This is a genomic window from Sulfitobacter sp. 1A13496 (genome assembly GCF_043557225.1).
Taxonomy (GTDB): Bacteria; Pseudomonadota; Alphaproteobacteria; order Rhodobacterales; family Rhodobacteraceae; genus Sulfitobacter; species Sulfitobacter faviae.
In genome coordinates, this window is record NZ_JBIFFP010000001.1 from 163031 (window position 1) to 175854 (window position 12824).

At 64.4% G+C, this 12824-nt stretch carries 13 protein-coding genes; 9 read left to right on the top strand and 4 right to left on the bottom strand.

Features of this window, described 5'->3' with window-relative positions; translation table 11 throughout:
- The first annotated feature begins 32 nt into the window (after positions 1-32).
- The 3 genes from ACGYLX_RS00820 to ACGYLX_RS00830 are packed head-to-tail and all read left to right on the top strand — an operon-like array spanning position 33 to position 3290.
- Positions 33-923, top strand: coding sequence for a formate dehydrogenase accessory sulfurtransferase FdhD (locus ACGYLX_RS00820; RefSeq protein ID WP_394448065.1), 891 nt, complete (start codon positions 33-35; stop codon positions 921-923).
- A 4-nt stretch (positions 924-927) separates the two neighbouring features.
- A complete protein-coding gene (gene mobA / locus ACGYLX_RS00825; protein ID WP_394446805.1) occupies positions 928-1530 on the top strand; it encodes a molybdenum cofactor guanylyltransferase MobA in 603 nt (200 codons plus the stop codon).
- Positions 1527-3290 (top strand): bifunctional molybdopterin-guanine dinucleotide biosynthesis adaptor protein MobB/molybdopterin molybdotransferase MoeA, encoded by a 1764-nt coding sequence (locus ACGYLX_RS00830; RefSeq protein ID WP_394446807.1) that lies wholly within the window; start codon positions 1527-1529, stop codon positions 3288-3290. Before mobA ends, ACGYLX_RS00830 begins: the two co-directional genes overlap by 4 nt.
- Positions 3291-3299: 9 nt before the next feature.
- On the opposite strand, the gene ACGYLX_RS00835 is transcribed toward ACGYLX_RS00830, so the two are convergent.
- The gene (locus ACGYLX_RS00835; RefSeq protein WP_394446809.1) at positions 3300-4367 is read right to left on the bottom strand and encodes a hypothetical protein; all 1068 of its coding nucleotides are present in this window, start codon (positions 4365-4367) and stop codon (positions 3300-3302) included.
- A 14-nt stretch (positions 4368-4381) separates the two neighbouring features.
- Positions 4382-4852, bottom strand: coding sequence for a transcription elongation factor GreA (greA, locus tag ACGYLX_RS00840; protein ID WP_067268537.1), 471 nt, complete (start codon positions 4850-4852; stop codon positions 4382-4384).
- Positions 4853-5217: 365 nt separating this feature from the next.
- On the opposite strand from greA, the gene ACGYLX_RS00845 reads away from it, so the two are divergent.
- The 3 genes from ACGYLX_RS00845 to ACGYLX_RS00855 all read left to right on the top strand — a co-directional run bounded on the left by ACGYLX_RS00845 (position 5218) and on the right by ACGYLX_RS00855 (position 9611).
- Entirely contained in the window at positions 5218-6870 is a 1653-nt protein-coding gene (locus tag ACGYLX_RS00845) for a 4Fe-4S dicluster domain-containing protein (RefSeq protein WP_394446810.1), read from the top strand.
- Between the two features lie 162 nt (positions 6871-7032).
- Positions 7033-8742: a tetratricopeptide repeat protein gene (locus tag ACGYLX_RS00850; RefSeq protein WP_394446812.1), complete on the top strand. Its 1710-nt coding sequence runs from the start codon at positions 7033-7035 to the stop codon at positions 8740-8742.
- Positions 8739-9611, top strand: a complete 873-nt coding sequence (locus ACGYLX_RS00855; RefSeq protein WP_394446814.1) for a 4-(cytidine 5'-diphospho)-2-C-methyl-D-erythritol kinase — start codon at positions 8739-8741, stop codon at positions 9609-9611. Before ACGYLX_RS00850 ends, ACGYLX_RS00855 begins: the two co-directional genes overlap by 4 nt.
- Here the strand turns inward: ACGYLX_RS00855 and ACGYLX_RS00860 are convergent.
- A complete protein-coding gene (locus ACGYLX_RS00860) occupies positions 9608-10606 on the bottom strand; it encodes a polyprenyl synthetase family protein (protein WP_394446816.1) in 999 nt (332 codons plus the stop codon). The genes ACGYLX_RS00855 and ACGYLX_RS00860 overlap by 4 nt on opposite strands.
- A gap of 55 nt (positions 10607-10661) precedes the next feature.
- Here ACGYLX_RS00860 and ACGYLX_RS00865 point away from each other — a divergent pair, with 55 nt between their 5' ends.
- The 3 genes from ACGYLX_RS00865 (at position 10662) to ACGYLX_RS00875 (ending at position 11906) form a co-directional block, all read left to right on the top strand.
- Positions 10662-10877, top strand: a complete 216-nt coding sequence (locus ACGYLX_RS00865; RefSeq protein WP_040700850.1) for a DUF2007 domain-containing protein — start codon at positions 10662-10664, stop codon at positions 10875-10877.
- Entirely contained in the window at positions 10874-11641 is a 768-nt protein-coding gene (locus tag ACGYLX_RS00870) for a tRNA1(Val) (adenine(37)-N6)-methyltransferase (RefSeq protein WP_394446818.1), read from the top strand. The genes ACGYLX_RS00865 and ACGYLX_RS00870 overlap by 4 nt, the downstream gene beginning before the upstream one ends.
- Before the next feature lie 100 nt (positions 11642-11741).
- Entirely contained in the window at positions 11742-11906 is a 165-nt protein-coding gene (locus tag ACGYLX_RS00875) for a YdcH family protein (protein WP_082852182.1), read from the top strand.
- A gap of 159 nt (positions 11907-12065) precedes the next feature.
- Here ACGYLX_RS00875 and phbB read toward each other — a convergent pair whose 3' ends face one another.
- Entirely contained in the window at positions 12066-12788 is a 723-nt protein-coding gene (gene phbB / locus ACGYLX_RS00880; RefSeq protein WP_209218289.1) for an acetoacetyl-CoA reductase, read from the bottom strand.
- Positions 12789-12824: the final 36 nt, after the last annotated feature.

The window sequence follows — 12824 nt, forward strand, 5'->3', positions numbered from 1 at the left end:
AATGTCAAAGGCTTAGACCTAACCGCAGGGGGATACAATTGGCCCGAGACAATGAACTTAGCAATTATCTGATCGCCCCGGATCCGACTGCTGTTCGGCTGACGCGCAGCGTCTCTGGCGTGGATCACACCGGGGCCGAGGTGGCGATCAATGTGGTCGAAGAGCGGCCCCTGACGATATTCCTCAACCGGCAAGAGATCGTGACCGCCATGACCATTGGCGATTACCCGGCCTATCTGGCGCTTGGGTTTCTGCGCAACCAGGGGATGCTGCGCCCGGATGAAGAGATCACCGGCGTCGATTACGACGAAGAGCTCGAAACCGTCGTCGTCCGCACCAAACGGGCCACCGATTACGAAGATAAGATGCAGCGCAAGACCCGCACCAGCGGCTGCGCCGTGGGCACGGTCTTTGGCGATATGATGGAGGGGCTGGCGGAGGTGAGCTTGCCCGAGACGTCGGTGCGGACATCCGACCTCTATGCGCTGGCGGCCAAGATCAACCGCACGCCGAGCCTCTATCTGGAGGCCGGTGCGATCCACGGCACAGTGCTCTGCCACGGCGACCGCCCGCTGGTCTATATGGAGGACGTGGGCCGGCACAATGCGGTGGACAAGATCGCGGGCTGGATGCTTTCCGAAGGGGTGGGGGCCGAGGATAAGTTGCTTTATACCACCGGGCGGCTGACCTCTGAGATGGTGATCAAGACGGCGATGATGGGCATTCCGGTGTTGGCGTCCCGTTCGGGCTTTACCGCTTGGGGGGTGGAGATCGCCCAACAGGTGAACCTGACCCTGATCGGACGGATGCGCGGGCAGCGCTTTACCTGTCTGGCCGGGGAGGGGCGGCTCATCCGCGATGCGGATCCGGCCAGCGTGGCCGAGGAGCCGCGCAAAAGCGGGCGCAAGGGCGCGAAGGATTGACCACATGAAACAACCACTTGGCGTCATTCTGGCGGGCGGGCAGGCGACCCGTATGGGCGGCGGTGACAAGGGGCTGCTGCCGCTGGGGCAGGGCACGCTCCTGTACTCGGTGATCGACCGGTTGGAGCCGCAGGTCGCGGGGCTGGCGCTCAATGCCAATGGCGATGCGGCGCGGTTTGCCGACCTGGGCCTCCCGGTGCTGGCCGATAGTATCGAAGGCTTCGCCGGGCCGCTGGCGGGGGTGCTCGCCGGGCTGGACTGGGCCGCCGAACAGGGGGCCGAGAGCATCGTGACCGCCGCTGCCGATACGCCTTTCTTCCCCTGCGATCTGGTCCCCCGCTTGCTGCTGGCCGCCGATGGCATGGCCCATCCGCTGGCTCTCGCCGCCACGCCGGATGCCAAACGCGGCACGGCGCGGCATCCGACCTTTGGCCTCTGGCCCGTGGCGCTGCGCGACGATCTGCGCAGCGCTTTGGCGGGCGGGCTGCGCAAGGTGGTGCTCTGGACCGAACAGCACGACGGGCGCGAGGCGCTCTTTCCCGATGAGGCGGCCTTCTTCAACGTGAACACGCCCGAAGATCTGGCGAAAGCAGAGGCGATGGTATGAGGGTTTACGGCGTCGTCGGTTGGAAAAACGCAGGCAAGACCGGGCTGATGGAGCGGCTGGTGGCCGAGATCACGGGCCGTGGGTTCACCGTCTCCACCGTCAAACACGCGCATCACACATTCGACGTGGACCACCCCGGCAAGGACAGCCACCGCCACCGCATCGCCGGCGCACGGGAGGTGCTCTTGGCCTCGGGCGCGCGTTTCGCCCTGATGCATGAGCTGCGCGGGGCAGATGAGCCGCCGCTAGAGGCGCATCTGGCGCGGCTCTCGGCCGTCGATCTGGTGCTGATCGAAGGCTACAAACGCGACGGCCATCCGAAGGTCGAAGCCCATCGGGCCGAGACCGGAAACCCGTTGATCGCGCCGGATGATCCGACGGTGCGGGCACTTGCCAGCGATGTGCCGCTTAAGGTGGATCGGCCCGTTTTCGATCTGAACGACACCGCCGCCATTGCCGATTTCATCCTGCGCGACGTGGGGCTGATCGCCACCCCGGCGGCCGCCGCCACGACCGCGCCGCCGCCCCTGCGCAACGACTGTTTCGCCCTGCCGCCCGGCGTCCATTGGACCCCCGTGAATGAGGCGCTGGACCTGCTGCGCGCGCGGCTTCACGCGGTGACAGAAGCCGAGCCATGGCCCGCCGCCGATGCCGGGGGGCGCATTTTGGCCGAAGATGTCACCGCCATCCGCGCCAATCCGCCGCTGCCCAATACGGCGGTCGATGGCTATGGCTTTGCCGGAGGACGGGGCGAGGGGCTGCATGAGATGCCGCTGGTGCCGGGCCGCGCGGCGGCGGGCGACCGCCCCGGTGCGGTGCCTGCGGGGCAAGCGATCCGCGTGTTGACCGGCGCGGCACTGCCCGAAGGCGTCGATACCGTCATTTTGCAAGAGGATGTGACCGCTGAGGAGGGCGTGCTGCGCTTTCACGGGCCGGTCAAACAGGGGGCCAACACCCGCAAGGCAGGGGAGGATGTGCAGGCGGGCGACGTGATCCTCGCCGCGGGCACGCGCATCGGCCCGGCGGAACTGGCGCTTCTGGCCGCCGCCGGTGTGGCGGAGGTGTCTTTGCGCAAAATGCTCAAGGTCGGTGTGATTTCAACCGGCGATGAATTGGTCGAAATGGGCGATACGGCCCGCGACGGGCAGATTTACGACGCCAACCGCCCGATGCTGCTGCAACTCACCACCGAATTTGGCCATGAGGCGGTGGATCTGGGCCGCGTGGCCGACGACCGCGCCGCGCTGCGCGCGCGGCTTGACGCGGCGGCGGGGCAGGTCGATGTGATCCTCACCAGTGGCGGCGCATCGGCGGGGGATGAAGACCACGTCTCGGCCCTGCTGACCGAAGCGGGGGCGATGCAGCTTTGGCGGATCGCGGTGAAACCGGGGCGGCCTTTGGCGCTTGGGATGTGGCAGGGGGTGCCGGTCTTTGGCCTGCCGGGCAACCCGGTGGCGGCGATGGTTTGTTCGCTGATCTTCGCCCGGCCCGCCATGGCGCTTTTGGCCGGGGGCGGCTGGCAAGAGCCGCAGGGTTTCGACGTGCCCGCCGCATTCGACAAACGCAAAAAGGCCGGGCGGCGGGAATACCTGCGCGCGCGGATGCGCGATGGCCGGGCCGAGGTCTTTGCCTCCGAAGGATCGGGGCGCATCAGCGGGCTCAGTTGGGCCGAAGGGCTGGTCGAACTGGACGAGGCCGCCCGCGACATCGCGCCGGGCGATACCGTCCGTTTCATCCCTTATGGCAGTTTTACCGGCTAGGGCCGCGCGTCAATCGAAGGTGCCCGCGCAGCGGCCCAGCAACATGAAGGCGCGGGCGGTGCGGGTATCGGCCAGCATCGAGATTTCCTCATCCGTGGCCTGTTTTTCGAACTCGGCAAAGGTACGGTCAAAGCGGCGCAGGAAGTGATGCGCGGCGTCGCGGAAGATCGGGTCTTGCCGCATCCGCGCATTGGCCAGCGCCAGCGAGGAGCGATCCCGAATGCCGCCCAATGGCGCGATGGTCCGGCCCCGCGCGCCGCTAGCGAATTGCCGCCAGACTTCGGGGCGCGCGCGGTCGGGGCGCAGGTCGTCCATATAGATGCCGTCTTGGCTTAGCAGAGTCAGCACATCCTGCGCGGCCTGTACAAGCTGCGCGGCGGACCGGTCTTTCAATGCGCGGCGCAGGGCGTCGAAACCGGCCTGATCCTCCGCCGTCTCGGGGAAGTTGAGGGCGCGGGTGAAATCCTCGGCAGAAAGCGGCTGCGCGCTGTCGCCCGCCTGCGTGCCAAGCGCCAGCGTCGGCTGCTCTTCTGCGGCGGGCGGTGTCGGCGCGGGGGCCGGATCGACGGGGCGCGATGGTGCATCGCGGCCCTGAAGTCCGGCCAGCGCAATCTCGGTCTTACGGACGCTGGCGGCGAGTTCATCAAGCTTGCGTGCAATGCTGCCCTCGCCCGCCGGTTTGTTGCCCTGCTGTTGTGAGATATAGGAATGCCGGATCGCGTCGATCGCGGCTTGCAGACGTTGGCTTTCCTCACGCATGACCCGCCCGGCGCGGGCGGCGGTGGCCCCGACCCAGATCATCGCGACGGGCATGATCACCACCAGCAGGATCAACAGCCCGCGCAGCCCGCTGTCGGGCGTGCCCTCGGGCACCTCGGCGGCGATGAAGGTGAAATAGATCGCCGTGCCAAGCAGCCAGAGCGCCGAAAGCGCGCCTGCGATGACCTCGATCTCGGTGATGCTATTGGCCTTGGGCCGGTCGTAGATGCCCATCGGCGTGGGCCGTGCCGCGCCGGTCCCGCCGCGTGGGGCGCGGGGGGCTTGCTCTGGGGATGCGGAAGCGTCGGGCTCTGCCATGTCAGCCTTCCCGTTCAAGCGTAGACGATCTTGAGAACCTCATAGGATTTCTGCCCGCCGGGGGTGCGCACCTCGACGGAATCACCCTCTTCCTTGCCGATCAGCGCGCGCGCGATGGGGGATTTGATGTTCAAAAGACCCTTTTCGATATTGGCCTCATATTCGCCAACGATCTGATAGGTCTTTTCCTCATCCGTGTCCTCATCGACCAGCGTCACCGTGGCACCGAATTTGATCGAGCCCGACAGTTTCTTGGGGTCGATCACATCGGCGAGCGAGATCACGCCCTCAAGCTCTTTGATGCGGCCTTCGATGAAAGACTGCTTTTCCTTGGCCGAGTGATATTCGGCGTTTTCCGACAGGTCGCCATGTTCACGCGCCTCGGCGATGGCCTTGATGATGGCAGGGCGTTCAACCGTTTTAAGCTGCTTGAGTTCGACTTCGAGCGCGGTGTGACCGTCGCGGGTCATCGGGATTTTTTCCATGGCGGTGTGCCTACATAATGAGGGCCGCACCCGGGTTTTCGCCGGGGGGCGGCCAATTGCGTGTTAACTTGGCAGATACCTGACCCAAACTGCCCGCCAATTGCAAGGGGCTAACGGCGCTGAGATCGGCGGTTGACTGCCGTCGATCCGGTCCCGTTTTCGCCGTGCGGGCCGCAGCGCTTGGGTGGTGAAACCGGGCGCTGCAGCACTATCTCAAGGGGGAAGAATCGGCGATCCGCAAGGTCGCGCGTCATGTTATGTCGTGGAGCCCACGTTTTGCGCAATAAACGCAGGGTCGCGATTGCATTGCGCGCGGCGGTGGTTTAGCCAAATCCAAACCGAATTTGCCGTGAGGGAGCACCAAAATGGCCGAGATTGAACGCGAAGCGATGGAATATGACGTTGTGATCGTCGGCGCCGGGCCTGCTGGCCTGTCGGCTGCGATCCGGCTCAAGCAGTTGGATGCCGATTGCAATGTTGTGGTGCTTGAAAAGGGCTCGGAAGTGGGCGCGCATATCCTGTCGGGCGCGGTGCTCGACCCCTGCGGGCTGGATGCGCTGATCCCCGATTGGAAGGAAAAAGGCGCGCCGCTGAACGTGCCGGTGAAGGAAGACAACTTTTACCTGCTGGGCGAGGCGGGCAAGCTGCGTGTTCCGGAATTCCCCATGCCGCCGCTGATGAAAAACCACGGTAATTACATCGTTTCCATGGGCAATGTCTGCCGTTGGATGGCCGAACAGGCCGAGGAACTGGGCGTCGAAGTCTTCCCCGGCATGGCCTGCTCCGAACTCGTCTTTGGCGAGAACGGCGAGGTTAAAGGCGTTGTCGCCGGTGAGATGGGCAAAAATGCAGATGGCACCCCCGGGCCGAGCTATGAGCCGGGGATGGAGTTGCACGGCAAATATGTCTTCCTCTCCGAAGGCGTGCGCGGCAGCCTCAGCAAGCAGGTCATTGCGAAATACGGGCTGGATGAGGGCAAAGAGCCGCAGAAATACGGTCTTGGCATGAAAGAGATCTGGGAGATCGACCCCGCCAAGCACAAAGAAGGCACCGTGACCCATACAATGGGCTGGCCGCTCAACAGCAATGCGGGCGGCGGGTCGTTCATCTATCACCTTGAGAACAATCAGGTTTACGTCGGCTTTGTTGTTCACCTCGGCTACAAGAACCCGCATGTCTTCCCATACATGGAATTCCAGCGGTTCAAGCATCACCCGATGGTGGCCGAGCTGCTCAAAGGCGGCAAACGCGTGGCCTATGGCGCGCGGGCGATCACCGAGGGCGGCTATCAGTCGATGCCCAAGATGGTGGCCCCCGGCGTGGCGCTGCTGGGCTGTTCGGTGGGCATGGTCAATGTGCCGCGCATCAAGGGCAACCACAATGCCATGCTCTCGGGCAAGGCAGCGGCTGAGGCCGCCTATGCCGCGATCCAAGCGGGCCGTGGCGGTGATGAGCTGACCGAATATGAGACCGATGTTCGTGAAGGGCCGATCGCGACGGACCTTAAGAAGGTGCGCAACGTGAAACCGCTGTGGTCGAAATACGGGCTCACCGCGTCGCTGGCGCTTGGTGGCTTTGACATGTGGACCAACACGCTCGGCTTCTCGCTCTTGGGCACGCTGAGCCATGGCAAATCCGACGCCGAGGCGACCGAGCCTGCGGATAAGCACAAGAAGATCGACTACCCCAAACCCGATGGCAAGCTCAGCTTTGACCGTCTGACCAATGTGGCCTTCTCCTTTACCAATCACGAGGAGAGCCAGCCTGCGCATCTCAAGCTGAAAGACCCGAGCATTCCGGTCGAGGTGAACCTGCCGAAATACGCGGGCCCCTCGGCCCGCTATTGCCCGGCGGGGGTTTACGAGTTCGTCGAGGATGACAAAACCGGCGAGACGCGGTTCCAGATCAACTTCCAGAACTGCGTGCATTGCAAGACCTGCGACATCAAGGACCCGACACAGAACATCGTCTGGACCACCCCGCAGGGCGGTGACGGGCCGAACTACCCGAATATGTGAGCCATCGCCAAAGGCGCAATTAAAGGACCGGCACGCGCAGGCGTGTCGGTCTGTTCGTCTTTTCGGCGAAATCCTGTCGGCCCCGGGCGACATCACCGCCCCGCCATTGCGCCCCGGCACGAAGATGATAGCCTGCGTACAAAGCGATATGAGGCGGTTTGCATGTTTCGGAATGTCCTAGGTTTCACCAGCGTTGCGGCGCTTTGCATCGGCCTGTCGGCGCCGCTGATGGCGCAATCGGTCGCAGGCCCCTATCTGGCGGGGCGTCATGCCGCCGTGAACAGCGACTATCCCGAGGCCGCGCGGTACTACACCGAGGCGCTGGCGCGGGACCCGAAGAACATCGAATTGATGGAAAGCGCGGTGCTGTCCTATCTCTCGCTCGGGCGGGTGGACAAGGCGCTGCCGCTGGCACGCAATATGATCACCCTCGGCACCAAGAGCCAGGTGGCCGAGATGACCCTTGTGGCCGCCTTGGCGAAAGAGGGCGATTACAAGGCCCTGCTTGAACGCGATACCTCGGCCATCGGCCCTTGGGTCGGCGGGCTGGTGCAGGCATGGGCGCATATGGGGGCGGGCGATGTCACCGCCGCGCTAAAGGCTTTCGACAGCCTGAGCGAAGAGGCCGGGATGCAGGGCTTCGTGATGTATCACAAGGCCCTCGCGCTGGCGAGCGTCGGCGACTTCGAAGGGGCGGAGGCGATCTTTGCCAGTGGTGAGGCAGGGGCCGCAGGTCAGACCCGGCGCGGCGTGATGGCCCATGCCGAGATTCTTGGCCAATTGGGGCGCAGCGAGGATGCGCTGGCCGTGCTCTCTGACGGTTTTGGCGCGGATAGCGACCCCGAAATCGCGCGGCTCATCGAAGGTTTGCAGCAGGAAACGCCCGCGCCCTTCAGCCATATGCCCGACGCCCAAGCGGGCATGGCTGAGGTGTTTTTCACCTTCGCCGCCGTGCTGCGCAATGAAGCGGCGGGGGACTATTACGTTCTGCTCTATTCGCGCATCGCGCGTTACCTGCGCCCGGACCATGTCGATGCGCTTTTGCTGACGGCAAGCCTTTTGGAGAACCTTGGCGAGCATGATCTGGCGATTGCCGAATATAAATCCCTGCCTGCCGACAGCCCGGCCTATCACGCCGCCGAACTGGGCCGCGCCGATGCGCTGCGCCGCTCGGGCAAGACCGCGCAGGCCATCGAAGTGCTGGAACAACTTGCGCGCAGCCATGGTGATCTGGCCGTGGTGCATTCCACGCTAGGCGACATGCTGCGGGCTGAAGAGGACTATGAGGCGGCCATCGCCTCCTACGACCAAGCGCTCGCGCTGACACCCGAAACCGCCCGTGCCCGCTGGGTGCTGTTCTACGCCCGCGCTATCGCCAAGGAGCGTAGCGGCGATTGGGAAGGGTCGGAGGCCGATTTCCGCGCCGCGCTTGAGTTGAACCCCGAGCAGCCGCAGGTGCTGAACTACCTCGGCTACTCGCTGGTCGAACAGCAGCGCAACTTGGACGAGGCGCTGGAGATGATCGAACGCGCCGTCGCGGCCAGCCCCGACAGCGGCTATATCGTCGATTCGCTGGGCTGGGTCTTCTACCGGCTGGACCGCTACGAAGAAGCGGTTGAGCAGATGGAGCGCGCGGTCGAGTTGGAGCCGGTCGATCCGGTGGTGAACGATCACCTCGGGGATGTTTATTGGGCTGTGGGCCGCAAGCGCGAGGCCGAATTCCAATGGCGTCGGGCGCTCTCTTTCGTTGACCTGACGGATGCGGATTCCGAGGCCGACCCCGAGCGGATGCGCCGCAAGCTGGAAGTCGGGCTCGATGCCGTGCTGGCCGAAGAGGGCGCGGCCCCGCTCAAGGTTGCTGCGGACGAATGAGCCTTTCGAAGAATGGGGCGCCCGCCGACCCCGGCGCTGCGGCGTCGCGAATGGCTTGGGCCAAGGTGAACCTGACCCTGCATTGCACCGGCCAGCGGGCCGACGGCTATCACCTGCTGGATTCGCTGGTGGTGCGGGCTGGCGTGGGTGATCGGCTGCATGTGGCTGCCGCGGATGATTTGACCCTGACGGTCAGCGGTCCGCGGGCCGAAGGGGTGCCGACCGATGCCCGCAATCTTGCCCTGCGCGCGGCAGAGATGCTGGACGCAGGCGCGGGCCGTGGCGCCGCACTGCATCTTGAGAAACACCTGCCCGCGGCGGCGGGGATCGGGGGCGGCTCTGCCGACGCGGCGGCGGCCTTGGACATGCTTGCGGCGCATTGGGGCGTTCCGCTGCCCGAAGAGACGGCGCAGCTCGGGGCGGATGTGCCGGTCTGCCTGACCCGCGGCCCGCAGCGGATGCAGGGGGTGGGGGAGATCCTCACGCCGCTTTCCGCGCTGCCGCCTTGCCATATGGTGCTGGTGAACCCCGGCGTCGATGTGCCGACGCCCGCTGTCTTCTCGGCGCTCAGCGACAAGAACCAGCCGCCGATGCCCGAGGTGATCCCGAGCTTCGCGCGCTTTTCCGACTTCATCGATTTTCTGAGCGCACAACGCAACGCCCTTGCCGCGCCCGCCATCGCGCGGGAGCCGGTCATCGGGGGCTGTCTGGAGGCGCTGAGCGATGCGGCGCTGGCGCGGATGTCGGGCTCGGGCGCGACCTGTTTCGGCCTCTACGCCACGGCGGCGCAGGCCGAGGCGGCGGCCCATCGTATTGCCAGCGCGGCGCCGCGATGGTGGGTCGCCGCCGCGCCGATCTTGGCCGCTTAGCTGATCCGGGCGACGACGTAGTCGGCCAGATCGATCAACATGTCTTTCAACTCATGGTCGGGCAGGGGGGCAAGCGCCGCTTTGGCCTTCTCCGCCCAGTCGCAGGCATCGCGCTGCGTCGCGGTGAGCGTGTCGTGTTTGGCCAAAAGCATCAGCGCATGGTCGAGGTCGCCCTCTTCTTGTTTGCCCTTCTCAATGGTGCGGGTCCAAAAGGCGCGCTCTTCCTCGTCGGCCTTGGCCACGGCTTTGATCACCGGCAGGGTCAGCTTGCGCTCGCGGAAATCGTCACCGACGTTCTTGCCCGTGGCCCCTGTGTCGCCCTGATAATCCAGCAGATCGTCGACGATCTGGAAGGCAATGCCAAGGGCGTCACCATAGTCATAGAGCGCCGTGACCTGATCCTCTGGAGCATCGGCGATCACGCCGCCCACCTCGGTCGCGGCTGAGAAGAGCGCCGCCGTTTTGCCGCGCACGACTTGCAGATAGACCTGTTCATCCGTGGCCAGATTCTGCGCCGCGGTCAGTTGCAGCACCTCCCCCTCCGCGATGGTCGCGGCGGCGTTCGACAGGATGCGCATCACCGGCATCGAGCCCGGCTCGGTCATCAACTGAAAGCTGCGGGCAAAGAGGTAGTCCCCGACCAGCACCGACGACTGGTTGTCCCACAGAAGGTTCGCCGTGGGCCGCCCTCGCCGTTGGGCGCTTTCGTCCACCACATCGTCGTGCAGCAGGGTCGCGGTGTGAATGAACTCAACGGTGGCGGCCAGATGGACGTGATAGGGCCCGTCATAGCCGCACATCCGGGCCGCGGCCAGCGTCAGCATCGGGCGCAGGCGCTTGCCGCCCGCCTCAACCAGATGGGCGGTGACCTCGGGGATGCGGGGCGCGTGTTTCGACGCCATCCGCTCGCGGATCAGGGCGCTGACCGCCGCCATATCATCGCTTAGATAGGCCGCCATGCGGTCGTGCGGTTTGCCCGTTGCATCACTTTTCATCATCATTTCCCGCGTCCCGCTCGACATGCCGGTGATCCGGCTCTACATCTTTGATATGAAGGAACTTTTGCGCAGCACCGACATGACCATCATCGCCTTTGCCACCGCCCTTCTCAGGGGGGAGGATATAGACTGCTTTGAAATGGACGTAAACATGAGCGTGCTCGAAGGGGGCATCGGGATTTTCCCGCGCCGCCTGATGGTGCATCCTGATGACCATGACGCCGCCCTGCGGGTGATGCGCGACAATGAGATTCCGCTGGGGCTGTGACCCGTTTCACCGAAGACGACCTGACCTGCGACGCTTTTCTCGGCGGCAAGCTGCACCTCTGGCAGCCGCGCCGGGGGCGGGGCTATCGTGCCGGGGTGGACCCGGTTTTGCTGGCCGCGAGCATCGAGGCGGAGGCAGGGCAAAGCGTGCTGGAGCTTGGCTGCGGGGCCGGTGCGGCGGTGCTTTGTCTGGGGGCACGGGTGCCGGGACTGACGCTGACGGGCTGTGAGCTGCAACCCGCCTATGCCGAACTGGCGCGGCGCAATGGCGGCGCGGCGCTGGAGGTGGTGGAGGCTGATCTGACCGAGATGCCCATGCATCTGCGCCAGCGACAATTTGACCACGTTCTTGCCAATCCGCCCTATTTCGACCGGGCCGCCTCGGTCCAGTCCCGCGATCCCGGGCGCGAGACGGCCTTGGGCGAGGCGACGCCCCTGCGACAATGGGTCCGCACCGCCGCGCGGCGGCTAAAGCCCAAAGGGCAGGCGCATTTTATCCATCGCGCCGAACGGCTGCCCGAGATTCTGGCGGCGCTGCCGCATGAGATGGGATCGGTCGAAGTGCTGCCGCTCGCCTCGCGCGCGGGGCGGATGCCGGAGTTGATTCTCTTGCGTGCGCGCAAGAACGGACGCGGTGCTTTTCGGCTCTATCACAGCTTTGTCATGCACCTCGGCGCGCGGCATGAGGGGGATGGCGATAGCTATGTGCCGGAAATCGAAGCGGTCCTGCGCCGGGGGGCGCCGCTGGTCTATCCTACTTCTTAAGCGTTTCTTTACCAACTTCACCCGTATGCTGCGGTGCCGCGTGACTTGTGGGTCGCGCTGTGGTCCACTGAAATTCTACACACCAATCATGGAGGATTGTATGGCTTTGAACGCACATCTGGACACCCTGAAGCGCAAGCATCAGGCGATGAGTGAGGCGGTGGAAACCGCGCAACGCGCCCCCGGTATGGACGATTTGAAAGTGGCTTCCATGAAGAAGGAAAAACTGCGTTTGAAAGAGGAGATTAGCCGCCTGTCGAGCTGACCCTCGCCGCGCAATGCGGCGTTTTGATCGCTGTCGTTCCGCTTTGGCGGGGCGGCAGGCTGGATGGCTAGTAAAGGACGCAGTCGGGTTCTGTTTTCCCATTAAAAAGGCCAGTCTTTGGAAAAGACTGGCCCATTAAATTTCCAGAACATCGGCCGGTCAGACGACGAATTGCGCCCCATTGGCCGAGATGGTCGAGCCATTGATGAAACCCGCATCGTCGGAAACGAGGAAGGCCACCGCACGGGCAATTTCTTCGGGCTCTCCCAAGCGTCCGGCGGGGATCTGCGCGATGATGCTTTCACGGACTTTTTCGGGCACCGCCATGACCATATCGGTCGCGATATAGCCGGGGCAGATGGCATTGGCGGTGATGCCCGCGCGCGCGCCTTCTTGGGCCAGAGACTTCACGATGCCCAGATCACCCGCCTTGGTCGCGGCGTAGTTTACCTGCGCGAACTGCCCCTTTTGCCCGTTGATCGAAGAGATCACGACAACGCGCCCGAACTTGCGTTCGCGCATGCCGGGCCAGACCGGGTGGATCGTGTTGAAGACGCCGGTCAGATTGGTGGCGATGACTTCATTCCACTGGTCGGGGGTCATCTTGTGAAAGGGCGCGTCGCGGGTGATGCCCGCATTGGCGACCACCACCTCGATGGGGCCAAGCTCGGCTTCGACCTGTTCGATCCCCGCTTTGGAGGCGTCGTAATCTGCCACGTTCCATTTATAGGTCTTGATGCCGGTCTCTTCGGTGAATTTCGCGGCGGCTTCGTCATTGCCGGCATAGGTGGCGGCGACGGTATAGCCTTTGTCCTTCAGCGTGGTCGAAATGGCCGCGCCAATCCCGCGACTTCCCCCGGTGACCAAAGCGATGCGTGACATGTAATCCCTCCCTCAAGGTAATGTTCTTGCAAATGC